This window comes from Stenotrophomonas sp. IS26 (genome assembly GCF_054188265.1).
In genome coordinates this window covers 427,200-452,226 of the sequence record NZ_JBSZJV010000001.1, presented here as the reverse complement: position 1 = coordinate 452,226, position 25,027 = coordinate 427,200, and the positions used below count along the sequence as shown (strand labels likewise).

The 25,027-nt window shown below is 67.0% G+C and carries 21 protein-coding genes and 1 tRNA gene; 12 read left to right on the top strand and 10 right to left on the bottom strand.

The window, feature by feature from the left end; all coding sequences use genetic code 11:
• The first annotated feature begins 184 nt into the window (after positions 1-184).
• A complete protein-coding gene (locus ACW6W5_RS01875; RefSeq protein WP_152151063.1) occupies positions 185-964 on the top strand; it encodes a hypothetical protein in 780 nt (259 codons plus the stop codon).
• A 63-nt stretch (positions 965-1,027) separates the two neighbouring features.
• On the opposite strand, the gene ACW6W5_RS01870 is transcribed toward ACW6W5_RS01875, so the two are convergent.
• From ACW6W5_RS01870 to dtd, 4 genes are all read right to left on the bottom strand, one after another.
• Positions 1,028-1,103, bottom strand: a tRNA-Ile gene (locus tag ACW6W5_RS01870).
• Between the two features lie 57 nt (positions 1,104-1,160).
• The gene (yjjJ, locus tag ACW6W5_RS01865; protein ID WP_152151061.1) at positions 1,161-2,561 is read right to left on the bottom strand and encodes a type II toxin-antitoxin system HipA family toxin YjjJ; all 1,401 of its coding nucleotides are present in this window, start codon (positions 2,559-2,561) and stop codon (positions 1,161-1,163) included.
• A 313-nt stretch (positions 2,562-2,874) separates the two neighbouring features.
• The gene (rpoD, locus tag ACW6W5_RS01860) at positions 2,875-4,722 is read right to left on the bottom strand and encodes an RNA polymerase sigma factor RpoD (RefSeq protein ID WP_152151059.1); all 1,848 of its coding nucleotides are present in this window, start codon (positions 4,720-4,722) and stop codon (positions 2,875-2,877) included.
• Between the two features lie 89 nt (positions 4,723-4,811).
• Positions 4,812-5,252 (bottom strand): D-aminoacyl-tRNA deacylase, encoded by a 441-nt coding sequence (gene dtd, locus ACW6W5_RS01855; protein WP_121040254.1) that lies wholly within the window; start codon positions 5,250-5,252, stop codon positions 4,812-4,814.
• A gap of 86 nt (positions 5,253-5,338) precedes the next feature.
• Between dtd and ACW6W5_RS01850 the strand changes: the two genes are divergently transcribed.
• The 4 genes from ACW6W5_RS01850 to ACW6W5_RS01835 all read left to right on the top strand — a co-directional run bounded on the left by ACW6W5_RS01850 (position 5,339) and on the right by ACW6W5_RS01835 (position 9,582).
• Positions 5,339-6,256 carry a lauroyl acyltransferase gene (locus ACW6W5_RS01850; protein WP_152151057.1) on the top strand — a complete coding sequence of 306 codons (918 nt, stop codon included), beginning with the start codon at positions 5,339-5,341 and terminating at the stop codon, positions 6,254-6,256.
• A 67-nt stretch (positions 6,257-6,323) separates the two neighbouring features.
• Positions 6,324-7,457 carry a GTP cyclohydrolase II RibA gene (gene ribA / locus ACW6W5_RS01845; RefSeq protein ID WP_193222735.1) on the top strand — a complete coding sequence of 378 codons (1,134 nt, stop codon included), beginning with the start codon at positions 6,324-6,326 and terminating at the stop codon, positions 7,455-7,457.
• 50 nt (positions 7,458-7,507) lie between these two features.
• Positions 7,508-8,068, top strand: coding sequence for a PH domain-containing protein (locus ACW6W5_RS01840; protein WP_428999419.1), 561 nt, complete (start codon positions 7,508-7,510; stop codon positions 8,066-8,068).
• On the top strand, positions 8,065-9,582 hold the full coding sequence (locus ACW6W5_RS01835; protein WP_152151053.1) for a PH domain-containing protein: 1,518 nt from the start codon (positions 8,065-8,067) through the stop codon (positions 9,580-9,582). Before ACW6W5_RS01840 ends, ACW6W5_RS01835 begins: the two co-directional genes overlap by 4 nt.
• 49 nt (positions 9,583-9,631) lie before the next feature.
• Here the strand turns inward: ACW6W5_RS01835 and ACW6W5_RS01830 are convergent, their stop codons facing one another.
• Complete coding sequence (locus ACW6W5_RS01830) at positions 9,632-10,690, bottom strand: CDP-glycerol glycerophosphotransferase family protein (protein ID WP_152151051.1); 1,059 nt, start codon at positions 10,688-10,690, stop codon at positions 9,632-9,634.
• Here ACW6W5_RS01830 and ACW6W5_RS01825 point away from each other — a divergent pair.
• On the top strand, positions 10,689-11,507 hold the full coding sequence (locus ACW6W5_RS01825; RefSeq protein ID WP_152151049.1) for a glycosyltransferase family 2 protein: 819 nt from the start codon (positions 10,689-10,691) through the stop codon (positions 11,505-11,507). The two genes, ACW6W5_RS01830 and ACW6W5_RS01825, sit on opposite strands and share 2 nt — an antisense overlap.
• On the opposite strand, the gene ACW6W5_RS01820 is transcribed toward ACW6W5_RS01825, so the two are convergent.
• The 5 genes from ACW6W5_RS01820 to def form a co-directional block, all read right to left on the bottom strand.
• Complete coding sequence (locus tag ACW6W5_RS01820) at positions 11,492-12,793, bottom strand: O-antigen ligase family protein (protein WP_152151046.1); 1,302 nt, start codon at positions 12,791-12,793, stop codon at positions 11,492-11,494. The two genes, ACW6W5_RS01825 and ACW6W5_RS01820, sit on opposite strands and share 16 nt — an antisense overlap.
• A 111-nt stretch (positions 12,794-12,904) precedes the next feature.
• Positions 12,905-14,626, bottom strand: coding sequence for an ArnT family glycosyltransferase (locus ACW6W5_RS01815; RefSeq protein WP_152151044.1), 1,722 nt, complete (start codon positions 14,624-14,626; stop codon positions 12,905-12,907).
• A gap of 26 nt (positions 14,627-14,652) precedes the next feature.
• Positions 14,653-15,996, bottom strand: a complete 1,344-nt coding sequence (rsmB, locus tag ACW6W5_RS01810; protein WP_152151043.1) for a 16S rRNA (cytosine(967)-C(5))-methyltransferase RsmB — start codon at positions 15,994-15,996, stop codon at positions 14,653-14,655.
• A 1-nt stretch (position 15,997) separates the two neighbouring features.
• A complete protein-coding gene (gene fmt, locus ACW6W5_RS01805; RefSeq protein ID WP_152151040.1) occupies positions 15,998-16,921 on the bottom strand; it encodes a methionyl-tRNA formyltransferase in 924 nt (307 codons plus the stop codon).
• A 99-nt stretch (positions 16,922-17,020) separates the two neighbouring features.
• Entirely contained in the window at positions 17,021-17,533 is a 513-nt protein-coding gene (def, locus tag ACW6W5_RS01800; RefSeq protein WP_121040274.1) for a peptide deformylase, read from the bottom strand.
• Positions 17,534-17,659: 126 nt separating this feature from the next.
• On the opposite strand from def, the gene ACW6W5_RS01795 reads away from it, so the two are divergent.
• From ACW6W5_RS01795 to ACW6W5_RS01770, 6 genes are all read left to right on the top strand, one after another.
• A complete protein-coding gene (locus ACW6W5_RS01795; RefSeq protein ID WP_152151038.1) occupies positions 17,660-18,790 on the top strand; it encodes a LysM peptidoglycan-binding domain-containing protein in 1,131 nt (376 codons plus the stop codon).
• A 74-nt stretch (positions 18,791-18,864) separates the two neighbouring features.
• The gene (gene dprA / locus ACW6W5_RS01790; RefSeq protein ID WP_152151036.1) at positions 18,865-20,004 is read left to right on the top strand and encodes a DNA-processing protein DprA; all 1,140 of its coding nucleotides are present in this window, start codon (positions 18,865-18,867) and stop codon (positions 20,002-20,004) included.
• A 42-nt stretch (positions 20,005-20,046) separates the two neighbouring features.
• Positions 20,047-20,520 carry a DUF494 family protein gene (locus tag ACW6W5_RS01785; RefSeq protein ID WP_088433666.1) on the top strand — a complete coding sequence of 158 codons (474 nt, stop codon included), beginning with the start codon at positions 20,047-20,049 and terminating at the stop codon, positions 20,518-20,520.
• A gap of 38 nt (positions 20,521-20,558) precedes the next feature.
• Positions 20,559-21,317 carry a pilin gene (locus tag ACW6W5_RS01780; RefSeq protein ID WP_152151034.1) on the top strand — a complete coding sequence of 253 codons (759 nt, stop codon included), beginning with the start codon at positions 20,559-20,561 and terminating at the stop codon, positions 21,315-21,317.
• Between the two features lie 45 nt (positions 21,318-21,362).
• Positions 21,363-22,271 (top strand): RDD family protein, encoded by a 909-nt coding sequence (locus ACW6W5_RS01775; protein ID WP_152151032.1) that lies wholly within the window; start codon positions 21,363-21,365, stop codon positions 22,269-22,271.
• A 194-nt stretch (positions 22,272-22,465) separates the two neighbouring features.
• Entirely contained in the window at positions 22,466-24,973 is a 2,508-nt protein-coding gene (locus tag ACW6W5_RS01770) for a DNA topoisomerase I (protein WP_152151030.1), read from the top strand.
• The last annotated feature ends 54 nt before the right edge of the window (positions 24,974-25,027 follow it).

The following is a 25,027-nucleotide window of genomic DNA, read 5'->3' as shown; positions in this document are numbered from 1 at the left end:
CCATGCGATTTCATGCCCAGTGCAGGACGTCGCGACAGAAGTTTCCGGTGAAACCTTCAATGACGCACTGCCCACGGGCTCATGGGTGTTGGCAGCTGATCCTGGCCGCAGCATGCTGAGAGCAGCAGATGCCTTATAAATCTAAGCTCAGCCGACGCTGGGTTTTCAGGGGACCGGATACACGATGAAACGCAAGGTAGTTGTAGTGGCGTCTGTCATGGTTGTCGCGTTGTCAGGAACCACTGGACTATCGCTTATCCGGCAAAATTCCACGCCCTTGCCAAACACTGCTGACGAAGTATCTAAAGCCTCTGACCCGGCTGCGCGATCAGATCAGGAAGCATCGAGAACGCCAGGTCTGATGAACCAAAGGACCAGGCCTTCGGCGAAGGCAGGCGGCGAGCATCCTGCCGATGCCAGTGCCACGACGACATACGAACTGGTTGAAACAAATCTGCGTTGTCAGATTGATCGCGAGGCCTCCGCCACCACGGGTCACGTCAGGAGTACGACCGACGAGCTCTGCAAGGATCTTTGGCTTGAGCCGCTGAGTCGTGAAGAGGTGTTCACCGCGATCACCCATGCCGCCGAGCATGGAAACATCCGCGCCCAGCTCGATTACGCGCTATACGCTTCGAGGATTTTTGAAGACGAACATAACTCGCTGGATCCGGATCTGATCCGTGACTACAAGCAGAACACCGTTAGATTCCTCGAGTCCGCGGGAGCGGCCGGCGAATCGAACGCATATGTGCGTTTGAGCGACATCTACAAGAACGGCACATTGGCCTCGAAAGACCCGGTCATGGCCTATGCATACGCGGAAGCATACTTCCGCACAGGTTCAAGTCGCTATGGCGCCTCGTTCTTGAACAATGCCGCAGCTGGTCTGGACGGCGCCCAATTGCGCCGCGGCAAGGAACTCGCAAATCACCTTCTCAACAAAAGAAGTGCGTCGCCGTGACTATGGAAGACGCTGTCGCACCTGCGAATCGGCAGTGCGGTTGATGCCAAGTGCCTGATTCGATGGTGGGCCCACCAGGATTCGAACCTGGAACCAAAGGATTATGAGTCCTCTGCTCTAACCGTTGAGCTATAGGCCCTTGCGGCCGCACAGTGTAGTGGAGGCCCGCAGGCGCTTTCCACTGCAGGGTGTCACATCAGCCGAAACGCCGCCCCATCGCCTGCACCCGACGCGCATTCTCCGCCGCCAGCTCACGCAGCACGCCCGAGCGCAGCAGCGCCGAACCCGCCACGCGCTGCCAGTAGTCCTCCGCCAGCGGCGCTGCCCAGTGCAGATGCGCGAGCTGGCCGCTGCGCTCCGGCGCGATGGAGGCGAGCGGCGTAGCCGCACGCAGCACCCCTGTGCGCGAGGGTGCCAGTGACATCGGCAACATGTCATACGCGGGCGCCAACGGCAGCGGGCCGCGGTCGACCAGGTGGAAACCCAGATTGCCCTGATGCATGTCGCTGTTGCCGATCAGCCGGCCGAACGCGTGCAGCCTTCCCATCGCGGCCTGCGTGTCGCGATCGACCCAGCCCTGCGTCAGCAGCGCGTCGGCGGCGGTCCCCCAGTCCACGGTCACGTCACCGACGAAGGCCGAGGACAGCGTCAGCAGCGAGACGAAGCCGCGCCGGCCCAGCACGTCGACGGTGCGGTCGAAGCGCTGCACCTCCAGGAACGTATGCGTGTCGGTCTGGAGTATCTCGGACACCGCTGCCGGCACGCCGGCGTCGCGCAGGCACTGCAGGGCGAGGTGCTCGCAGACCAACAGGTCCGCCCAGCGTTCTGCGGCCTCGCCTGCGGTGGGCTGCGCGAACTTCACCAGCGCCGCATAGCGCCCTCCCTCATGCTCCACCGTGGCAGTGAACTTCGGTTGCTCGCCACCGGGCGACGATCCGACGTCTTCGCCTTCAAGTGCCGCTGCGGCGCGCTCGGGATAACGACGCGCGCGCTGCCCGGCCAGGACGTGATCGCCAGGCGCGTCGAGCGCGCGCAACGCCATCTGCACGGCATCGCCGCCCAGCAGGAGATCACCGATCTCGGTGCCGCCTGCACGCACCAGCGCCTGTAGGGTGTCACCCAATTGCCAGCGATTGAGGTCGTCGGGGACGCCCAGGTCACGCCCGCGACGATGCGCGAACGTACGCCCGAGAAAACCCTGTGGCCGCAGGTCGTCCAGGTACCACGGCAGCCCCGGGAAGTGGCCATCGACGGTCTCGTCTGGCGAACGGGTCAGATTGGGGCGTGCGGCGGTGGTCGCCACGTGGAAGGTCTCGCCCGTGAGTGCCACGACCGTGCCCAGTTCTTCAAGGGTGGCGTCCGGCCCCAGCCGGAACAGCGGCCACTCGCTGCCCGCGGCGGTCTGCTGGCGGACGGCATAGGCCGTGGCGCGGGTGCGGCCAAGTCGCACCAGGCGGTCCCCGGCCTCGGCGACCAGACGACTCAACGTTGTCCGGGTAACCCCCAGGCGATCGACGAGATCGGCAGCTGAGACGACCTCGCCAGCAGGCAGGTTGTCGAACAGCGTCTGGAGCTGGACGGTACGGGGACGGGCCATGGCCTGAGTTTCGGGACGAGTTAAGTTACGAATCTATACGCCAATCTTCGGCGAATCGCAACCCTATTAAAATTATAAGCCATTGATTTAAATAACATCACCCCGGAGAACACCGAGAAAAAATCCGCAATTAAGTTACGAAACACGCAACGAAATCACCAAATCAGCCTAGCGATCCCAACCCCGTCGAACAGCCGATCCATTCGCTGTGCCGCCGCCCAGTTCGAGTACACCACGCGCCGCCACCCGCCCCAAAAAACAAACCCCGCTTGCGCGGGGTCTGTCGGGTTTCAACGCGATGCGCCGGTATCGATCAATCGATATCCAGGAAGCTGCGCAGCTGCTCGGACCGGCTCGGATGACGCAGCTTGCGCAGCGCCTTCGCTTCGATCTGGCGGATACGCTCGCGGGTGACGTCGAACTGCTTGCCCACTTCCTCGAGGGTGTGGTCAGTGTTCATGTCGATGCCGAAGCGCATGCGCAGCACCTTGGCTTCCCTCGGGGTGAGGCCGGCCAGCACGTCGCGCACGGTTTCAGACAAGTTGATGTTGGTGGTGTTCTCGATCGGGGACTCCACGTTGGTGTCCTCGATGAAGTCGCCCAGATGGGAATCCTCGTCGTCGCCGATCGGGGTTTCCATCGAGATCGGCTCCTTGGCGATCTTCATCACCTTGCGGATCTTGTCTTCCGGCATGTCCATTTCCTTGGCCAGCTCCTCCGGCGTAGCCTCGCGGCCGTACTGCTGGAGCATCTGGCGGGAAATGCGGTTCAACTTGTTGATCGTTTCGATCATGTGCACCGGAATACGGATGGTGCGCGCCTGATCGGCGATCGAACGGGTGATGGCCTGGCGGATCCACCAGGTCGCATACGTGGAGAACTTGTAACCACGGCGGTATTCGAACTTGTCCACGGCCTTCATCAGGCCGATGTTGCCTTCCTGGATCAGATCGAGGAACTGCAGGCCACGGTTGGTGTACTTCTTGGCGATCGAGATGACCAGGCGCAGGTTCGCTTCGACCATTTCCTTCTTGGCCTTGCGTGCACGCGCTTCACCGTAGGCCATGGCGCGGCTGATTTCCTTCAGCTCGTCCAGTTCCAGCCAGGTGGTTTTCTCGATGTCGATCGTCGCCTGCTGTTCGGCGATGATCTGATCCTTCACGTCACGCAGGGCCGAGGACCACTTCTGCTTGCGCTTCAGTGCGTCTTCCACCCACTCCAGGTTGGTCTGGTTGCCTTCCCACGAGCGGATGAAGTCCTTGCGCGGCATGCGCGCGGTCACGGTCGCCAGGTTCAGCACGCGGCGTTCGTGGGACTTGATCGAGGCCATGACGTCGCGCAGCTGCTTGACCAGCACATCGGTCAGCGGCAACGGCAGCTTCAGGGTCACGAACACGGCAGCCATGTCGTCGCGCAGCTTGACCAGCGGCTTGCGGTCGCCCTTGGCAGCGGCCTTCTTGAACGCGGTGTACGCATCGCTCAGGGCCTGCATGCGGCGTGCGACTTCTTCCGGATCCGGACCGGTCGGGCCGGCCTCTTCCTCGACGTCGTCGCCGTCATCTTCTTCATCGGCGTCATCGTCAGCGTCGTCGCTGGTGTCTTCGGCCACGGCCGGGGCCGGGACTTCTTCGACCAGGTCGTTGAAGCCGACGATCACTTCGGCCAGGCGCTTCTTGCCTTCCTTGTGCGCGTCGTAGTCGGCCAGCAGCGATTCCACCGATACCGGGAAGGTACCGAGTGCGGCCTGGACCTGGCCCAGACCTTCTTCGATGCGCTTGGCGATGGCGATTTCGCCTTCGCGGGTCAGCAGCTCGACGGTACCCATTTCGCGCATGTACATGCGCACCGGGTCGGTGGTGCGGCCACCTTCGGTGTCGAGCGCGCTCAGCGCGGCGGCAGCTTCTTCGGCCGCGGTGTCATCGACTTCGCGGTTGCCGGTGTTGCCATCGTTGAGCAACAGGGTTTCTGCATCGGGCGCAACTTCATGGACATCAATGCCCATGCCGTTGATCATGCCGATGATATCTTCGATCTGCTCCGGGTCGACGATGTCGTCGGGCAGATGGTCATTGACTTCGGCGTAGGTCAGGTAGCCCTGTTCCAGGCCCTTGCTGATCAGAAGCTTGATGTCGTTTTGCTGGGCAGGACGTTCGTTGGCCATGTAGTGCTCGCGCCACCGGCTGGGAGAGGGAATAGAACCTAGCATTATACCAGCCCGGCGCCCCGCGTTCCCGGGCGGTGGTCCCGGGGCTAGGGTCTGAGCAGGAAGGTCACGGGACCATCGTTGACCAGGCTGACAACCATATGGGCACCAAACTGGCCGGTTTCCACCCCCGGGGCGTGTTTTTGCCTGCAGATCTCGACCAGTCGGTTGAATCCGCGTTCAGCCTCCGCCGGCGGCGCGGCGGTACTGAAGCCCGGCCGCATCCCGCTGGATGTGTCGGCCGCCAGGGTGAATTGGCTGACCAGCAGCACTCCGCCGCCGGTATCACGCAGCGACCGGTTCATTTTTCCGGTCTCATCGGCAAAGACACGATAACCAAGCAGGCGATCGGCCATCCGGGCGATCTGGGCCTCGGTATCACCTGGCTCCATGCCCACCAGGGCCAGCAGGCCGGGGCCGATCTGACCGACAACGGCCTCATCGACACGGACGCTGGCTTCGCTGACGCGCTGGATCAGAACAAGCATGGACAAGGCTCCGCTAGCTGAAGGCGGACTACCTTAACGTGCCCGCGCGCCGACAGGCTGGTCGCCAGCGGCTAGACTTTGCGGTGATGAAAACGCACACCACCGCCCGCCTGGCCTACCGCGCCGCTGCCCTGTTCACCCGCCTGCCCTGGTCCTGGCTGCGTGCCTTCGCCAGCGGCCTGGCCTGGCTGTGGATCCGTCTCAATGCCCGTGAGAGCCGCGTCACCCGCCGCAACCTCGAACTGGCCTACCCCGGAATGGACGAGGCCGAGCGCACCGTGCTCCACCGCGAGGTGCTGCGCTCGACCGCGCTGCAGGCCATCGAGACCCTGCGCCTGTGGACCCAGCCACGCGATCGCAATCTTGCGCGGTTGACCGAGCGCCACGGCGAGGCGCTGTACGACGCAGCCCTGGCCGCCGGCAAGGGCGTGATCGTGGCGGCCCCGCATTACGGCAACTGGGAGCTGCTCAACCAGTGGCTGGCCTCGCGCGGGCCGATCGCGATCGTCTACAAGGCCCCGGATGAAGCAGTGGGCGATGCCTTCCTGCAGCTGGTCCGCGGCGGCGACAACGTCCAGCAGGTCCGCGCCGAAGGCCCGGCCGTGCGCCAGTTGTTCAAGGTGCTCAAGGACGGCGGTGCCACCGGCATCCTGCCCGACCAGCAGCCCAAGGCCGGCGACGGGGTGTTCGCGCCATTCTTCGGGGTGGAGGCGCTGACCATGACCCTGGTCAACCGACTGGCCGAGCGCACCGGCGCGACCGTGCTGTACGGCTGGTGCGAGCGGATCGGCCCGGGCATGGCGTTCGCCCTGCACATCGAGGCCACCCCGCCGGCCGTGGCCGATCCGGACCCGCGCACCGCGGCCACCGCCCTCAATGCCGGCATCGAACGCATCGCCCGGCGCGATCCGGCGCAGTATCAGTGGACCTACAAGCGCTATACGCTGCGCCCACCGCAGAGCGGCGAGGACGACCCCTATGCCACCGAGGACCATCCGCACTGACTGCGACGCAGCGTCGCGCCCTTGGTGCGATTGAATCGCCGCGATCCGTCCCCACTGTGAAACCACGATGTCCCCCACGGCCCCTGACATGTCCCCTGCTTCTTCCCTGTTCGGCGATCCGGCCGCGATCCGCTGCGAGCGCGCGGTGGCCGAACTGCGTGCCGGCCGCCCGGTGGTGATCGACGATGGCTACGGCCAGCGCCTGGCCTTCATCGCGCTGGACAGCAGCACCCGCACCAGCTTCAGCGCCTTTGCCGCGGCCGCGGAAGACCGGCACTACCTGTTCCTCACCGCCACCCGCGCCCGCGTGCTCGGGGTGAGTGCCGACCGTGGCGCGCGCGTGCCGCTGGCCGGCATCGATTTCGATGCCCTGCCCTCGCTCAGCTACCTGCGCGACCCCGGTGCGATGCCCCCGGGCTGGACCGGTGGCGAAGCGCTGGACGACGGCGCGGTGGAAATCGCCCGCCTCGGCCTGCTGTTGCCGGCGATGGTCGGCGTGCTGTTGACCGCCGATGACCGCCGCTTCGACGACTGCGCGCAGGTCTCGCTGTGCGATCTCAGCCAGGGCGCCGAACAGGCCGCGCATGCGTATGAGCTGGTGGCCCGCTCGCCGGTGCCGCTGCGCGAGGTCGGCATGACCGAATTCGCGGTGTTCCGCGGTGGCGTGGCCCAGCGTGACCAGGTCGCGATCATCGTGGGCACCCCGGATCTGTCCGCCGTGGTGCCGGTTCGCGTGCATTCCTCCTGCCTGACCGGCGATCTGTTCGGTTCACTCAAGTGCGACTGCGGCGACCAGCTGCGGCGCGGCCTGCGCAAGCTCAAAGAGCTCGGCGGCGGCGTGCTGCTGTACCTGGACCAGGAAGGCCGCGGCACCGGCATCGCCGCGAAGATGCGCGCCTACGGTTACCAGCACGATGGCCTGGACACGATCGACGCCGATGCCCAGCTCGGCTTCGGTGCCGATGAGCGCCGCTACGGCAGTGCCGTGGCGATGCTGCAGGGCCTGGGCGTGAGCCGCGTGCAGCTGCTCAGCAACAACCCGACCAAGGCCCAGCGCCTGCGCAATGCCGGCATCGACGTGGTGGACTGCATACCGGTCACCGGCGACATCACCGCGGAGAACGAACAGTACCTGCGCACCAAGGCCGAACGCGCCGGCCATCTGCTCGATGTCGACGCACTGATCCAGGCCGCGCAATAGCCCACGGCAACCTGCTACCGTCTGCGCCACGGGCGGTTGCACCTGTACGCATGCGCCCGGCCCGTTCCCCAGCCGAGCGCCCTGCCTTGTCCGATCTTCTCGACACTCCCGTGCCGCCGCCCCTGCCGCCGTTGCCGCCTGCCCCCGACTGGCAGGCGATGCCGCTGCGTTCGGCCTCGCTGGCCGCGTTCGGTGGTGCGGTCGCTGGCGCACTGATGATCGGCGGCGTGTTCGGCACGCTCTGGGTGGTCTTTGATCTGCCGGGCCGCTGGTGGGGCGCGGCCGGCATGGTCGCGCTCGGCGCGCTGATCGGTGCGGCTCTCGCGTTCCGCCGCCAGCGCCGCACCTATTGGCGGCTGGATGCCCAAGGCCTGGGCTTGCGCCGCGACCTGCTCTGGCAGAACGAAACCCGTGTCCCCACCTCGCGCGTGCAGCACCTGGATCTGCGCCGCGGGCCGATCGAACGCAGCGCCGGGTTGAGCACGCTGGTCGTGCATACCGCCGGCAGCCGCTTCAGTGCGGTCACGCTCAGTGGGCTGGACAGCGCCGATGCCGAGCGCCTGCGCGACACCCTGGCGCACCAGCTGGACCAGGACGACGACGCGCTGTGAGTATCCCGCCGCCGCTTGATGCCGCGCCGGAGCAGCGGCTGCATCCCTGGTCGTGGCTGTTCGTGCTGCTGATGCAGTTGCGCCAGGGCCTGGTACCGCTGATCGCGCTGGTGGTGTTCGGCCAGCGCGGCGACCGCGATGAGCTGTGGCTGTCACTCGGCCCGGTGATCGCCGTGGTCGTGCTGGTCGCGTATTCGGTGCTGCAGTACCTCACCTATCGCTACCGGATCGGCACGAGCGCGATCACGGTGCGCAGTGGTGTTTTCGCGCGTAATCGCCGCGAGATTCCCTTCGCCCGCATCCACAACGTGGTGGTCCACCAGAACCCGCTGCACCGCCTGTTCGGCGTAGCCGAACTGAAGCTGGAATCGGCCGGTGGCCATCGCCCCGAAGCGGAAATGCGGGTGCTCAAACTCGACCAGGCGCTCGCACTGGAGCGTCTGGTACGCCAGCGTGGCCAGGCAGTGCCGGCCACGGCCGAGGGCGACGCCGCTGCGGCCGAACCAACCGAGGATGTGCTGCTCGCCCTGAGCCCGGGCGAGGTGGTCCGTATCGGCCTGCTCTCCAACCGCGGCTGGGTGGTGGTGGTGGCAGTGCTGGGCGCGATGGTGCAGTTGTTCCCGCGTGGCAGCGTCTCCGATGTCATCGAAGCCGGCGGCCGCCAGGCCTTTGGTTATGCCAGCCACCTGCACCCCGGGATGTGGCTGTGGGCGATTGCCGCGGCGCTCGCCGTGGCGGGCTTCTGGGTCATGCTGCGGGTATTGTCGGTGGTGCTCGCGCTGCTGCGTTACTACGGCTTCCGGCTCAGCGAGCACGAGCGCCGGCTGACCGTGGCCAGTGGGCTTCTGACCCGCATGCGCACCAGCGTGGCGCGGCGCCGGATCCAGGCGTGGACGCTGCGCGAGAGCGCGCTGCAGCGCTGGTTCCAGCGCCGGCAACTGCGTATCGATATTGCTGCCGGCAACCCCGGCGAAGGCGAGCGCCGCGACCTGCGTGAGCTGGCGCCGCTGGCGACGCCGGCCGTCTGCGATGGGCTGGTCCAGCATCTGCTGCCGCACCTGCAGTGGCCGCCGGCGCGCTGGCAGCCGGTGCAGATGCGGGGCTGGTGGCGGCTGTGCCTGGGCGCGCTGTGGCTCGTTCCGCTGCTGACGGCGGCGGCGGTCTGGTACGGCGGGCCGTGGGGGGCGCTGGTGCTGCTATGGCTGCCGTGGTCGGCGTTCCGCGCGCACCGGCAGATGGCCCGCATCGGCTATCACCTGGATGACGACTACATCGCGGTGCGTGGCGGCTGGTGGCAGCGCTGGTGGCGCTTTGCCGAGCTGGACAAGCTGCAGGCGCTGCGCCTGACCCGCTCGCCGCTGGACCGCCGGCTGGGCACGGCCAGCGTGTGGCTGGATACCGCCGGCGCAGGCATGGGCACGCCGCTGGTGCTGCACTACCTGCCGGAAGCGGAGGCGCGTGCGGTGTACGAGCGGTTGGGCCGTGCGTTGGCGAAGCGTCGCCTGCGCTGGTAGGAGCGCATCCACGCCTGGCATGGATCTACCTGGTGGCGCAAACGCTGGCTTATCGCTTCGCCGGCCCCCAATAGCCGAGCTCCTTGCGGATCTGCAGGCCACGCGTCCACGCACCGAACGGTTTGCGCTTGAGCGTGCCGAGTTCACCGGACAGGAAATCCTCGGTCGCCGCGATCACTCGCTCGGCCGAATACCCATCGCGGAACGGATGGATGGCATCGGCGTAGCGCCGGATCTCGGCCATCAACGCCGGGGCGGGATCCAACGCCTGGGCCAGCATCGCCGGCAGCTGGGTGGCATCGTCGAAATCGATCATGTGCGGCTGCGGGACCCGGTTGCGGAAGGTCACCACCGGTTTGTGTTGCACGATGAACTCGGAGACGATCGAGGAAGTATCCGAGACCAGCACATCGGCGGCGCGCTGCGCGGCCATCACCTGTTCGGGCTCGATGAAGCGCGCATGCGGGCCGGCCAGCGCGCGGTAGCGCTCGAACAGCGCCGGGGCGCACTTGGGGTGCAGGGTCAGCAGCCAGTAATGCTCACCGCGGGCGATATCGGCCGCGATCTGCTCGTACAGGTGTGGCGCGGCGCTCAACCGCTCGGTGAAGGTCGAGCCGAACAGGATCACCGGGCGGCCCTGTGCCGGCACGCGCAATCCCGCGCTCAGGCCGCCGTCATCGCGGAACAGCGGATCGAGCTTGGGCCAGCCGGTCTCGGCCACGGCGAAGTGGCCCTCGCGCGCGGCCAGCTCGCGGAACGGAGTAGTCGTGGCCGGGCCCTGGGTGCAATACAGATCGAACAGGCCGCGCACCCGGAAGTGGCCGCGGGCACTGTCGCGCTTCTGCACGTTGAAGCCGTGGAAGACCTGCACCTTGGCCCCGGCAATGAACGGCGGCACCCAGTTGGCGGCGCTGAACACCGCGCGCGGACGTAGTGCCAGCGCGTCTTTCAGGCCTGCATTGGGCACGCCGGGCAGCGACGCGCCAGCGGCGCCATCGGCGAACCAGGCCGACACCGATTGACCGGATGCGTGCAACGCCTGCGCCAGAGGGGCGAGAATGGGCAGCGCATAACGCTCCGTCGCAAACAGCAGGTACTCGGCCATCATGTCCTCCTCGACCGCTCCCACTGAACGGCCTCGCATTTCGGCCTGCATTATCGCGTTCAATGAAGCCGACCGCATCGGCGACTGTCTGGCCTCGCTGGCCTTCTGCGACGAGATCGTCGTGGTGGACTCGCAGTCCACCGATGCCACCGTGGCGATCGCGACAGCCGCCGGGGCGCGGGTGCTGCAACGCCCGTTCGATGGCTTCCGCAGCCAGAAGGCGTTCTGCGTCGAGCAGGCCGCGCATGACTGGGTGCTGTGCCTGGACGCCGACGAGCGCATCAGCGGGACCCTGCGCGAGGCGATCCTGTCCGCCCAGGCCAACGGTTTCGCCGGCCACCACGGCTACCGGTTCGCACGGCTTTCCGAGTACTTCGGCAAGTTCCTCAAGCATGGCAACGCCTACCCGGACCGGGTCCTGCGCCTGTTCGACCGCCGCCATGGCGGCTGGCGCGGCAAGCGTGAGATCCATGAGGCGGCCAGCGTCGATGGCGCGCTGGGCACCCTGCGCGGCGACCTGATCCATTACCCCTACCGTTCGCTGGAGCAGCAGCTGCTCAAGACCCAGCGCTACGCGCGGATGATGGCCGAGCACGAGTTCGCGCGGGGCAAGCGCGCCACCCTGCCCAAGCTGATCCTGGCCCCGACGTGGCGGTTCTGGCGTGGGCTGCTGCTGCGCGGCGGCTTCCGCGATGGCTGGCACGGCCTGGTCTATGCCTATGTGCGCGCCAACTACGTGCGCCAGAAGACCATCATGTTGTGGATGCTGCAGAACGGGCAGCCGGTGACCGATCCGCCGCGGGATCAGCCAGGCGCCTGAGCTTTGGCCTGTGCCAACGCCACCCGGCGGGTATGGCCCTGGACGATCGACAGCCCGGCCAGCAGGCCGACGATGGTGACGTAGAAGCTGGCCGTGATCTGGTGCGCGAACATCGACTGGGTGATCCCGCACAGCACATAGGTCACTACCACCATGATCCCGGCAGCGGCCGGGCCACGGAAGGCCTGTTCGCCGCTGCGCCGGTGCAGGCCGGTGAATACCCACAGCGGCACACCATAGATGGCCAGCAGCAACAGCAGGCCCGGCACGCCCTGCGTCGCCGCCCACTCGGCCAGGTCATTGTGCGCGTGGCCCAGATGGCAGCGCTGTTCGGCCGGATCATCCCGGCACACCGGCAGGCGCTGCATGGCGCTGTCGAAATGGCCGATGCCCACGCCGGTCAGCGGATGATCGAGGAAGGTCTCATAGGCCACCTGCAACCGCTCCACGCGCGCGCCGGCCGAGGAGTCGCTGTCTCCGCGCTCCATCCGCACCACGTCGTGCTTGAGTTCGGTCAGGCGGACCTGCTCGCGCAGGCTCGGGATGGTCAGGATCAAGGTACCGGCGATCGCCACCAGGGCCAGCAGCACACCCAGCCGCGCAGGCCCGGTACGCCAGCGCAGGCTCATCGCCATCACCACCAGCAGTGCCAGCAGCGCCAGCCAGACGCCACGGCTGCCGCTGAGCACGATGGTCACGCAACCGGCGACCATGCCCACGATCACCCAGGTCCAACGTTTGTGTGGCCGGCAGAACACCAGCAGCACCATCAGCACCAGCACGATGTCGGCCAGTACGATCGCGTTGGTGCTCAGATCAGCGCGTGGCGCGCCGCCGGCCACCTGCAGGATCGCCAGCACCATGGTACCGAGCAGGCCGGCCAGCGCCCCGCCCCACAGCCAGCGGATGTCCGGCCGCAGTGCACAGACCCACAGGGCGATCCAGGGGATCACCACGAACCGTGAGCGGTTGTCGATGTCGCGCAGGCCCTGCTCGAACAGATAAATCGAGAGCAGTGCAAAGGCAATCGCGGCCACCACCAGCCAGGTGAGGGCCTTCACCGGCCGCCCGGCCAGGCCCCGCGCGCGCCACAGGTAATCCGGCGCCAGCAGCGTGCTCAGCAGCAACAGGATGCCGTAGGGCAGCAGGTTCTGGGGCAGGGTCAGCACCAGCGCGGGCATGCAGAACAGGCCCACGGTGGCGATCCAATGGGCCACACCGGCACGCCCCTGCAGCGGCGGCAGGGAAACGGGCGTGGCCGGCTCGGATGCAGCGGAGAACGTCATTGCCAACCTCGATTGCCACACGCAGGCATGCACGCCCGTGATTGCACTGGACGCGACCGGCGCCCACGGAGCTGCCGCACCTGCACGACCAGGCCGCCAGCATTACAGAATTCACTCATCGCCGTCGATCCGGTGCAGCGCGCGTTCGCGTTTCTGTTCTTCGGCGCTGGCCACGCAGGCACCGTGGATATCGCCGGGCCTTACCAACCACCAACGGCGGCGGTTGGCGACCCCGGCCAGCTCTGCAGTGGTGCGGTCCACGCACGCCAGCAGCGCGTCTTCCTGCACCAGCAACCAGCGCTGCTGGGGCTGGGCGGCCTGCCAGGCGACCCCGTCGGCGAGCTGCCGGTCCCAGCGCCGGTTGAACCCGAACGTGGCGGCCTCACGGTCGGCCATCAGCAGGTTCTGCTCCTTCCACGCGACCAAGCCGAGTTCCGCCTTCGGGCCGATGCGTTCACCGACCTGCAGCATCAGGCCGCGTGCCGAGCTGGAGTCGTTGAACAGCGGGTAGCCGATCAGCCCGAACGCCACCCAGGCCATGGTCAGCGTCGCCACCACCGCCAGATGGAAGCGGCGCACGCCGGCGATGCACAGGGTCAGCACGGCCCAGCAGCCCAGCGCGACCGCGACCCAGCCCAGGCCGGAGGTGACGGCGGTATCGATGCCGCGGTCGAGGATCAGTTTGCGCTCGAACCCCGGCTGCCCGACCAGCATCGAGATACCGATGCCGAGCAGGCCGGCGGCCAGCAGCGCCACGAAGCCGCCCAGCAGCCACTGGAAGGCGCGCTTGCGCAGCAGCCCCGGCAGCAGCGGTGCCAGCGCCAGGCAGAACATCGGCAGCGCCGGCAGGATGTAGACGTCACGCTTGCCGTTGGGGATCGAGAAGAACAGCACGATCAACAACCACCACACCAGCGGCAGCAGGTAGCGCGCATCACGCCGCTGCAGGCGACGGCGCCAGGCCGGGATCGCCCAGGGAATCGCCAGGAAGGCCGGGATCCACATCGACGGCATCGTGCCCAGGAAATACCACCATGGCTGATGATGATCCCAGGATTGCGCGTAGCGCTTGGCGGTCTGCCGGAACAGGATGTCGTCCAGGTAGGCGCGATACTCGGCCGACCCACTGCCCAGCGCAGTCAGCACCATCGGCACCAGCCACAGGGCGATCGCCAGCGCGAACGCCAGCGGCCCGGCCCAGAACCGCCAGTCGCGGACATGCAGCTTGACCCGCGGCCAGCCCAGCACAGAGGCCACGGCGGCCGGCACGATCATCAGCAGCGCGATCACGCCCACGCCCTTGGTGATCACCCCCAGCCCGGCAGCGAACCAGCCCAGCCACCACCAGCGCCACGCAGGGCCACTGAGCAGATGCCGCAGCAGGCCGTAGTTGGCCAGGGTGATGAAGAACACCACCAGCGGATCGATCTGGGCTTTCTTGGACTGGAAAGTGAAGTGCAGCGCGAACAGCAGCGCCCAGGCGGCGTACAGCCCGACCCGCCGTGTCCACAGGCGGCGGCCCAGGTCATAGACGCAGGCCAGTGTGCCCAGCGCGGCCAGCAGCGAGGGCAGCAGGAAGGCCACCCGCCAGTCGCCGATCAGCGAGTACAGCGCGGCCTGCGACCACATCAGCAGCGGCGGCTTGTCCGAATACAGCTCGGTGCCCCGATGCGGGAACAGCCAGTCGCCGCTCTCCACCATCTGCTTGGCGACCAGCGCAAAGCGTGGCTCGTCGGACGGCCACGGATCACGCATGCCCAGGCCGGCCCCCAGAACGAGCAGGGCCATCAGGGCAAGCAGCCAGAACTCTCGGGATGCGCGGTTTTTTAGCATGGGGCGGAATTCTAGCCGGGTTCGGATCAACCCTTCTTTAGCAGACGCGCATAGAAGAAGCCGTCAGCACCTTCCTCACCGGGCAGGCGCTGGCGCCCGGCCCAGGAGTCGTGGCCATACGCCTCGCCCAGCGGCAGGAAGCCCGCATCCCGGGTGCGCTGCAGGAAGGATTCGACCTGGAACTGGTTTTCATCGCGCAGGATCGAGCATGTCGCATACAGCAGAGTTCCGCCCGGGGTGAGCATCGACCAGCACGCATCCAGCAGGCGCGCCTGCAGGGCGATGAGTGCATCGATGTCGGTCGCGCGGCGATGCGCCAACACATCCGGCTGGCGGCGGATGATGCCGGTGGCCGAACAGGGGGCGTCGAGCAGGATGGTGTCGAACAGCTGCCCGTCCCACCAGCTGGCCGGATCGGTCGCATCGCCCGCCAGCACCTGCGCGTTCTGGCCCACGCCGGTGCGTGCGAACGTTTCGCTGATGCGCTTGAGCCGGCGCGCATCGATGTCCAACGCCAGCAGCTGCAGGGTCGGATCGCGCTCCAGCAGATGGGCGGCCTTGCCGCCCGGTGCGGCGCAGGCATCAAGCACCCGCGAACCCGGGCGCGGCGCCAGCGCATCGGCCACCTGCTGGGCAGACAGATCCTGCACCGACAGCGCGCCATCGGCGAACCCGGGCAGCGCGGAGACCGCGACCGGCACCGGCAGGCGGATCGCATCGGCACCCACGCTCGATGCCTCCGCCTCGATACCGGCGGCCGCCAACTGCTGCAGCATCGCCTCACGACTGCTGTGCTGGCGGTTGACCCGCAGCCACAGCGGCGCGGCCTGCAGGCTCGCGGTGAACACCGCGTCGGCCTCGTCCGGCCAATCCTGTTCGATCTTCTCGGCCATCCACAGCGGGAAGGCATCGCGCGCAGGCAGCGGCGGAATGCCTTCGCGCTGGGCGCGGCGCAGCAGTGCATTGACCATGCCGGCCTGGCGATCACGGCCCATCGCACGCGCGGCGTCGACCGTGGCCGAGAGCGCGGCGTGCGCCGGCAGCTCCAGTGCGTCCAACTGGGCGAAGCCGACCAGCAGCAGCGCGCGCAGTTCGTCTTCGCGCACGCTCAGCGGCCGCGGCATCCATTGCGCCAGTGCAGCGTCATACGCGGCACGGCGACGCAGCACGGCAAAGCACAGCGCCTCCAGCAGCGCGCGGTCGCGGCTGTCTTCCAGGGTCGGCAAGGCGGTGGCCAGTTCGGCCTTGAGCGAACGGCCGCGGCCGATCACCTGGGCCAGCACGCGCGCGGCCAGCACGCGGGTGGGCACGCCGGGGGCGGTATGGGCGGTGTAGGGGCCTGCAGGCTTGCCGGAACGCGCGTTGGTCATCTCAGGAACCCAGGCCGAGATCGCGACGGGCATTGAGGTAGTCGGCAGCGGTGATCGCCTTGCCGCCCTCACGCTGCAGCACACGCAGGCGCAGCGCACCCTGCCCGCAGGCGATGTCGATGCCGTCGCGCGAGGCGCCCAGCAGCGTGCCCGGGGCCTTGCCCTGGTTGTCCTCCAGCGCGATCGCGCCATGGATGCGGACGCGTTCGCCGGCCAGCATCGCCTCGGCGATCGGCCACGGATTGAACGCGCGTACGGTGCGTGCCAGCACGTGGGCGTCCTGCGCCCAGTCCAGACGGGCTTCGGCCTTGTCCAGCTTGTGCGCATAGGTCACGCCGGCCTCCGGCTGCGGCTGCGCGATCGGCTTGATGCCGGCCCGCAGCAGGCCCAGGCCATCGGACAGCACCTGCTCACCCAGGGCGGCCAAACGATCGTGCAGCTGACCGCCGGTATCGTTGGGGCCGATCGCGATGTGCTGCTTGAGCAGCACCGGGCCGGTATCCAGCCCGGCGTCCATCTGCATCAGGCACACACCGGTTTCGGTATCGCCGGCCTGGATCGCACGCTGGATCGGCGCGGCACCGCGCCAACGCGGCAGCAGCGAGGCGTGCACGTTCCAGCAGCCGTGGGTTGGAATGGTCAGCACCGGCTTGGGCAGGATCAGCCCATAGGCCACCACCACCATCAGGTCCGGCGCCAGGTCGCGCAGCTGCTGCTGGGCTTCGGGGGTCTTGAGGCTCTCCGGCTGGAACACCGGGATGCCACGTGCGATCGCGTCCAGCTTGACCGGCGAGGGGGCCAGGCCACGGCCACGGCCAGCGGGACGATCGGGCTGCGTGTACACCGCGACCACTTCATGGTGACGGGCTGCGGCACGCAGCGAGGACACGGCGAACGCCGGCGTACCGGCAAAGACAATCTTCATGGTGACCCCACTAACAGAACGTAAAACGGCGCCGATGTGCGGCGCCGCGCGACAGGACACGTCGCGCGGTCATCCCGCGCGGCGGTCGCTGCAATCACCTCAGGCAACGTGCTTGCGCTGCTTGGCCAGCTTCTTGCGCACCATCTCGCGCTTGAGCGGCGAGAGGTAATCAATGAACAGCTTGCCGTCCAGGTGGTCCATCTCGTGCTGCACGCAGACAGCGAGCACGCCGTCGGTGGTCAGTTCCTGGGCCACGCCGTGGCGATCCAGGTAACGCACGGTGATCTGGTTGGCGCGGGTGACGTCGGCAAAGATGCCCGGCACCGACAGGCAGCCTTCCTGATAGACCTGGCCGCCTTCGTTGGCGACGATCTCAGGATTGATGAACACCATCGGGGTGTCCTTCTCTTCACTGACGTCGATCACCATGAAGCGCTTGTGCACGTCCACCTGGCTGGCGGCCAGGCCGATGCCCGGGGCGTCGTACATGGTGTGGAACATGTCATCGATCAGGGTCTGGAACGCCGGCGTGGTCACGTCGGCAGCATCGATCAACGCAGCCTTGGTACGCAGGCGCGGATCGGGAAATTCGAGAATGGGCAGGAGGGCCATGGCAAATACCGGTAGGGGGCGCCGGTCGAAGCGGCGTACAGGGCGATTCTATCGCCAACGCTTGCCCCGCGCCCCGGTTTCTGGACTATAGTGCGCGAACCTGTTGGGGAATCAGGCACCACATCTATGTTTGAACGAACTCGTACGGTCGTCGCCGTAGCGATGCTGACCGTCGCTACCTATGCTACCGCCGTGGAAATGAATGGCGGGCACCCGGATACCTATGTCGTGCGCAAAGGGGACACGCTGTGGGACATCTCGGCGCGTTTCCTGCAGAAGCCCTGGCTGTGGCCGGAGATCTGGCAGGCCAACCCGCAGGTCAAGAATCCGCACCTGATCTACCCGGGTGACGTGCTCAGCCTGGCCTATCTGGACCGCGTCGTGGCCCAGCCCGGCCCGCGCCAGGAGGCCCCGATCAACGGCGTCCCGCTGGAGCAGGTGGAGCCCTTCCTGAAGCAGCTGAGCGTGGTGGACGAGGTCAAGTCGCTGCCGTACGTGGTCAATCTGGAAGAAAACCGCCTGCGCGCGACCACCGGCCAGACGGCCTATGTGCGCGGCCTGGAGAATGCCCAGGTCGGCCAGCGCTACGCGGTGGTCCGCCCGACGGTGCAGTACGCCCTGCCCAAGCCGACCGAAGACCTCAATGCCCGCGGCGATACCACGCCCGGCAGCGGCAACCTCTGGAAGACGTTCATCGTGCCGAGCAAGCGGCACCAGACGCTGGGCTACGAACTGGCCCAGATCAACGTCGGTACGGTGAGCCGTGTGCAGAGCGGCAGTGTCGAGGTGACCTCGCTGGTGCTGCAGGGCCAGGTGGACGGCCGTGAAGTCCGCGCCGGTGACCGCCTGGTTCCGGTCGAGGCCCGCCCGTACGACCTGCAGTTCGTGCCGCATGTGCCCGCGCCGCAGGCCGTCGATCTGGACGTGCGCGTGCTGGCCATCGCCGACACCTTCACCTCCGGCGGCCCGCGCGATGTGATCGCGATCTCCGCCGGTAGTGCCAACGGGGTCGACAACGGCACGGTGTTCTCGCTGTGGCGCCAGGGCCGCCATGTGGCCCACCGCATGGATTACCCGAACTCGTCGCGGATGGACGATTCGCTGACCAGCGGCGCCGGCCGGGTCACCCTGCCGGACGAGTACGCCGCCCATGCGATGGTCTTCCGCACGTTCGAGAACGTCAGCTACGCGCTGGTGATGGAAGGCGTGAAGCCGGTCAGGGTCGGCTATTCGGCACTGCATCCCGATAAGCAGTAGACGCGGCGGAGTCCTACCCTGCCATGCGACGGCGCCCTAGGGCGCCGTCGTCATTTCCGGGCCAGGGTATCGGGATGCCCATTCCCTGCCTTGCCTCATCCACTGCCCTGCTCACCCTGGTCCTGGCCGGGGGCGCGCTGCCGCCTCGCCTGCGCCTGCTGCGCCAGTTTTCCAATGCGGCGGCCGCCCTGCGGGCCGGCCCGACCGCCTGGCGGGCTGCCGGCTGTACGCAGGCGCAACGCGCCCGGCTGGCGTTGCCGGACGAACGCTACCTGGCACATGCCCTGGCATGGCTGGCCGAGGAGCACCATCACCTGCTCGGCGTGACCGATCCGGACTATCCGGCACTGCTCACCCAGATCGAGGAACCCCCGGTGGCGTTGTTCGTGGACGGAGAGCCGGCGCGGCTCTGGCACCCGGCGGTGGCGGTGGTCGGCAGCCGCTCGCCCACGGCCGGCGGCCGCGAGCATGCGCATGCCTTCGCCACCGCGCTGGCCGGCGAGGGCTGGTCGGTCATCAGCGGGCTGGCGGCCGGGGTCGATGCCCACGCCCATGACGGCGCATTGCAGGTCACCGGTGGCATGACCGTGGCCGTGGTCGCCACCGGCCTGGACCAGACCTATCCGCCCCGGCATGCCGCGCTGCATGAACGGATTGCCGGCACCGGCGCGGTGGTCAGCGAGTACGCCCCGGGCATGCCGGCAACCCAGGCGCACTTCCCCGCACGCAACCGGATCATCGCCGGGCTCAGCCTGGGCACCGTGGTGATCGAGGCCGCCGAGCGCTCCGGCGCCCTGATCACCGCGCGCTGTGCGGCCGAGGCGGGCCGCGAGGTGTTCGCCCTGCCCGGCTCGATCCGCAATCCCCGCGCCCGCGGCTGCCATCGGCTGATCCGGCAGGGCGCAGCGCTGGTGGAGGCGCCGGCCGAGGTAACCGCCGGGTTGGCCACGCTCGCCCAGACCCTGGCCGGGGCCTTGCGAACCCGCTTGGACGCCCCCACTGAACAGGCACGACCGGCGCCCGAGCGCGCCCCTTCCTACACCGACCCGGACTACCAGTGCTTGTGGAAAGCCCTGGATCACGACCCAACGGGTATGGATTCATTGATCCAGCGCAGCGGATTGACGGCGGCCCAGCTGTCGGCCATGCTGCTGGTCATGGAACTGGATGGAAAGGTAATGGCCGCCTATGGTCGCTACTGTCGAAAACCCTAGTTTCTTCACCTCCACAGCGTCGTTGACGCAGGCCGAGGGGCAATGAAAGAGAGCATTCTGGATGTCCTGCTGTACCTGTTCGAACACTATTTCAGCGAAGACGCGGACCTCATCCGCGACCGCGACTCCCTCCAGAACGGCCTGATCCAGGCCGGCTTCAGCCCCACCGAGATCAACAAAGCCTTCGACTGGCTGGACGCGCTCGCCGAGCAGCGCCCGGCCGTGGTGCTGGGCCGCGTCAATGGCCCGGTGCGCATTTTCCATGGGCCCGAGCTGGACAAGCTCGACGTGGAAGGCCGTGGCTTTTTGATGTTCCTGGAGCAGCACGGCATCCTCGATGCCAGCCAGCGTGAGCTGGTGCTCGACCGTGCGATGGCGCTGGACCAGGACGAACTGGACCTGGACGACCTCAAGTGGGTCGTGCTGATGGTGCTGTTCAACCAGCCCGGGGCCGAGGCCGCGTACGCCTGGATGGAAACCCAGATGTTCGTGGACGAGCCGGAACCGCTTCACTGACCTTACACTGAGCGCCTTGCGCATTCAGGAGTGGGCCGGTGGACCAGTGGTTCTTTGCAGAAGGAAACAGTCAGCAGCGCGGTCCGCTGCCTGCTGACGAGCTGATCGCGCTCTACCATTCCAGCCGCATCGCACTGGATACGCTGGTCTGGCGCGACGGCATGGCCCAGTGGCAACCGCTGGAAACCGTGGCCGCCGAGATCGGCCTGGACATCGCTCCCGCTGCCGAAGCGGTGGAAGTGATCGCGCCCGGCCCGACCCTGCCACCCGCACTCCCGGCTGCGCCTGCGGCGTCGGCCGCGCCTGCCGATCCCGCCCCGCCCATCACGCCCACCGCCGCCCCACCGCCCCGCCAGGGTCTGAGTGGCTGCGCGGTCGTGGGTATCGTCGCGGCCGTGGTCGCGGTGCTGGTGCTGATCATCGGCGGCGCACTGGCGGTGCTGGCCGTGCCGGCCTACCGCGATTATGTCGCCCGCGCCAAAGCCACCGAGGCGATTGCCGCACTGGAACCGATCAAGGCGGCCGTGGCCGAATTCGCCAGCGAACATGGCCGCTGCCCGGTCAACGATGACGAGGGCTTCCAGCCGGCCGAAAGCTACGCTGACGGTGCGGTCGGCGCCGTGCGGATCGGTCGTTTCGACAATGGCCACTGCGGCGTGGAAGCCGAACTGACCGTGCCCGGCAGCACCTCGCTGGACGGCAAGCTGCTGTGGCTGGATTACGACGGTGAGCAGCAGCACTGGGAATGCAGTGGCGAACCGGAAGACAAGTACCTGCCGCAGCACTGCCGCGGCTGATAACGGACACACGTCCATGGATGCACCCAACAGGGGATTGAAGCAATGACTGAGTGGTATTTCGCCGATGGCCAGGAACGTCAGGGACCGCTGAGCGCAGAGGAGATGCGCCAGCGCTTCCAGCGCGGTGACATCACCCTGACCACGCTGGTGTGGCGGGAAGGGTTCGCGCAGTGGGCACCGCTGTCCGAGGCCGTCGATGAGCTGCAGCTGCAGAATCTGGCCGGCGCGGCCAGTACGGTCGGCAGTGGCATCGACCTGCGCGGCGATTACACCGCCATCGACAATGGCACCGCGCCACTGCCGGGCACCGGTGGCGGCACCTACTCGCCGTACACCGCGCCCGCCGCGGCCACCGGCTACGCCAACACGGCCGTGGTCAATGGCCAGGACGTGGTCTATGCCGGTTTCTGGAAGCGCTACGCCGCCTACTTCATCGATTACATCCTGCTCACCGTGGTCACCCTGCCGCTGAGCATGATCATCAACGTGATGGGCGCCAGCGCGGGCAACGAAGGCGTGCAGGTCGCGCTGACGCTGGTGGTGATGCTGCTCAGCATGGTGATCAGCATCGGCTACTACGCCGGCTTCCACGCCTCGCGCGGTGGCGCCACGCTGGGCAAGATGGCCGTCGGGATCAAGGTCGTGCGCGGCAATGGCGAGCGGATCAGCTTCCTGCGCGCCTTCTGCCGCTACCTGGCGACCATCGTCAGCAGCCTGATCCTGATGATCGGCTTCATCATGGCCGCCTTCACCGAGCGCAAGCAGGCATTGCACGACATGATGTGCGACACCCTGGTGGTGGACAAGTGGGCCTTCACCGAGCACCCCGAACTGCAGCAGCGCGGCCTGGGCACGGTCACCATCGTGATCCTGGTGATCGCCGCACTGGCCGTGGTGGCCCTGTTCGGCGTGATGATCGCGATGATCGGCGTGATCGCCTCGATGTCCTGATCTGAGCAATCCTCACACCGGGCCGCTTGACACAAGCGGCCCCGGCGTGATTCCACTAATAGGCAGAAAGCTGAACGCCCGGCCCACCCCCGGGCGTTCGGTTTATGTATATCGCCCGCGCCGCTTCACTAATGCGGCCATTTGCTCCACCCTAGCGGCCCTCCCCGGGGCCCTGCCCATAGAATCCTGACGCCATGCCCAAGCACCTGCTCATCGTCGAATCGCCCGCCAAGGCCAAGACGATCAACAAATACCTCGGCAAGGACTTCACTGTCCTGGCCTCGTATGGGCATGTGCGTGACCTGGTGCCCAAGGAAGGCGCGGTTGATCCCGACAACAACTTCGCGATGCGTTACGACCTCATCGAGAAGAACGAAAAGCACGTCGATGCCATCGTCAAGGCCGCCAAGGGCGCCGACGACATCTTCCTGGCGACCGATCCGGATCGCGAGGGGGAAGCGATCAGCTGGCACATCGCCGAGATCCTGAAGGAACGTGGGCTGGTCAAGGACAAACCCATGCAGCGCGTGGTCTTCACCGAGATCACTCCGCGCGCCATCAAGGAAGCGATGGGCCACCCGCGTGAGATCGCTGCCGATCTGGTCGATGCGCAGCAGGCACGCCGTGCGCTGGATTACCTGGTCGGTTTCAACCTGTCCCCGGTGCTGTGGCGCAAGGTCCAGCGCGGCCTGTCCGCCGGCCGCGTGCAGAGCCCGGCGCTGCGCATGATCGTCGAACGCGAAGAAGAGATCGAAGCCTTCATCGCCCGCGAGTACTGGAGCATCGATGCGCTGTGCGCGCATCCCTCGCAGCACTTCAATGCGCGCCTGATCAAGCTGGACGGGCAGAAGTTCGAACAGTTCACCGTGACCGACGGCGATACTGCCGAGGCCGCGCGCATGCGCATCCAGCAGGCCGCCCAGGGCGCCCTGCACGTCACCGACGTGGTCAGCAAGGAGCGCAAGCGCCGCCCGGCGCCGCCGTTCACCACCTCCACGCTGCAGCAGGAAGCCTCGCGCAAGCTCGGTTTCACCACGCGCAAGACCATGCAGGTCGCGCAGAAGCTGTATGAAGGCATGGCGATCGGTGAGGAGGAAGGCACCGTCGGCCTGATCTCGTACATGCGTACCGACTCGGTGAACCTCTCGCAGGACGCGCTGGCCGAGATCCGCGACGTGATCGCGCGCGATTACGGCATCGGCTCGCTGCCGGACCAGCCGAACACCTACCAGACCAAATCCAAGAACGCCCAGGAAGCGCACGAAGCCGTGCGCCCGACCTCGGCGCTGCGCACGCCTGCCCAGGTGGCGCGCTTCCTCACCGATGACGAGCGCAAGCTGTACGAGCTGATCTGGAAGCGCGCCGTCGCCTGCCAGATGATCCCGGCCACGCTCAACACCGTCAGCGTGGACCTGTCGGCCGGCAGCGAGCATGTGTTCCGCGCCAGCGGCACCACCGTGGTCGTGCCCGGCTTCCTGGCCGTGTACGAGGAAGGCAAGGACAACAAGAGTGCTGACGACGACGATGAAGGCCGCAAGCTGCCGGCGATGAAGCCCGGCGAGCGCGTGCCGCTCGAGCGCATCCTGGCCGAACAGCACTTCACCCAGCCGCCGCCGCGCTTCACCGAAGCGGCGCTGGTCAAGGCGCTCGAGGAGTACGGCATCGGCCGCCCCTCGACCTATGCCTCGATCATCCAGACCCTGCTGTTCCGCAAGTACGTGGAGATGGAAGGCCGCAGCTTCCGCCCGTCCGATGTCGGCCGCGCGGTGTCCAAGTTCCTGTCCAGCCACTTCACCCAGTACGTGGATTACGACTTCACCGCCAAGCTCGAAGACGAGCTCGATGCGGTGTCGCGGGGTGAGGAAGACTGGATCCCGCTGATGGCGCGGTTCTGGGAACCGTTCCACAAGCTGGTCGGCGAAAAGAACGAATCGGTCGACCGCGCCGAAGCCAGTGGCGCGCGCGAACTCGGCACCGACCCCAAGACCGGCAAGCCGGTCAGCGTGCGACTGGGGCGCTTCGGGCCTTACGCGGCGATCGGCAGCACCGCCGAGGACGCCGAGGACAAGCCCAAGTTCGCCTCGCTGCGCCCCGGCCAGTCGATGCACACCATCTCCCTGGAAGACGCGCTGGAGCTGTTCCTGATGCCGCGTGCGCTCGGCCAGGACAAGGAGGAGGACGTCAGCGTGGGCATCGGTCGCTTCGGTCCGTTCGCCAAGCGTGGCAGCACCTATGCCTCGCTGAAGAAGGAAGACGACCCGTACACCATCGACCTGGCCCGCGCCGTGTTCCTGATCGAAGAGAAGGAAGAGATCGCGCGCAACCGGATCATCAAGGAATTCGAGGGCAGCGAGATCCAGGTGCTGAACGGTCGCTTCGGCCCGTACATCAGCGACGGCAAGATGAACGGCAAGATCCCGAAGGATCGCGAGCCCGCCTCGTTGACCCTGGCCGAAGTCCAGACGCTGATGGAAGAAACCGGCAAGCCGGTGCGCAAGGGCTTCGGCAAGAAGGCCGCCAAGAAGGTCGTGGCCAAGAAGGCACCGGCCAAGAAAGCCGCTGCCGGTGAAGCGACCAAGAAGACCGCCACCAAGAAGGCGGCGGTGAAGAAGGTCGCCAAGAAAGCAACGGCGAAGAAGGCCACCAAGAAGGTGGCCAAGAAAGCCGTGAAGAAGGCCGTCAAGAAGGTCGCTGCCAGCTGAGCCTGGTTGACCCCTCCCGCCACGGCGGGAGGATAATGCGGGCCATGCACCCGG

Coding starts and splice junctions, on each gene's coding strand:
- def (WP_121040274.1), bottom strand. CDS start 17,533: ATGGCCCTCCTGCCCATTCTCGAATTTCCCGATCCGCGCCTGCGTACC.
- ACW6W5_RS01820 (WP_152151046.1), bottom strand. CDS start 12,793: ATGACGTTCTCCGCTGCATCCGAGCCGGCCACGCCCGTTTCCCTGCCG.
- ribA (WP_193222735.1), top strand. CDS start 6,324: ATGTCCCCCACGGCCCCTGACATGTCCCCTGCTTCTTCCCTGTTCGGC.
- dtd (WP_121040254.1), bottom strand. CDS start 5,252: ATGCTTGTTCTGATCCAGCGCGTCAGCGAAGCCAGCGTCCGTGTCGAT.
- ACW6W5_RS01770 (WP_152151030.1), top strand. CDS start 22,466: ATGCCCAAGCACCTGCTCATCGTCGAATCGCCCGCCAAGGCCAAGACG.
- yjjJ (WP_152151061.1), bottom strand. CDS start 2,561: ATGGCCCGTCCCCGTACCGTCCAGCTCCAGACGCTGTTCGACAACCTG.
- rsmB (WP_152151043.1), bottom strand. CDS start 15,996: ATGACCAACGCGCGTTCCGGCAAGCCTGCAGGCCCCTACACCGCCCAT.
- ACW6W5_RS01875 (WP_152151063.1), top strand. CDS start 185: ATGAAACGCAAGGTAGTTGTAGTGGCGTCTGTCATGGTTGTCGCGTTG.
- ACW6W5_RS01850 (WP_152151057.1), top strand. CDS start 5,339: ATGAAAACGCACACCACCGCCCGCCTGGCCTACCGCGCCGCTGCCCTG.
- fmt (WP_152151040.1), bottom strand. CDS start 16,921: ATGAAGATTGTCTTTGCCGGTACGCCGGCGTTCGCCGTGTCCTCGCTG.
- ACW6W5_RS01830 (WP_152151051.1), bottom strand. CDS start 10,690: ATGATGGCCGAGTACCTGCTGTTTGCGACGGAGCGTTATGCGCTGCCC.
- ACW6W5_RS01840 (WP_428999419.1), top strand. CDS start 7,508: ATGCGCCCGGCCCGTTCCCCAGCCGAGCGCCCTGCCTTGTCCGATCTT.
- rpoD (WP_152151059.1), bottom strand. CDS start 4,722: ATGGCCAACGAACGTCCTGCCCAGCAAAACGACATCAAGCTTCTGATC.
- ACW6W5_RS01785 (WP_088433666.1), top strand. CDS start 20,047: ATGAAAGAGAGCATTCTGGATGTCCTGCTGTACCTGTTCGAACACTAT.
- ACW6W5_RS01775 (WP_152151032.1), top strand. CDS start 21,363: ATGACTGAGTGGTATTTCGCCGATGGCCAGGAACGTCAGGGACCGCTG.
- ACW6W5_RS01795 (WP_152151038.1), top strand. CDS start 17,660: ATGTTTGAACGAACTCGTACGGTCGTCGCCGTAGCGATGCTGACCGTC.
- dprA (WP_152151036.1), top strand. CDS start 18,865: ATGCCCATTCCCTGCCTTGCCTCATCCACTGCCCTGCTCACCCTGGTC.
- ACW6W5_RS01825 (WP_152151049.1), top strand. CDS start 10,689: ATGTCCTCCTCGACCGCTCCCACTGAACGGCCTCGCATTTCGGCCTGC.
- ACW6W5_RS01815 (WP_152151044.1), bottom strand. CDS start 14,626: ATGCTAAAAAACCGCGCATCCCGAGAGTTCTGGCTGCTTGCCCTGATG.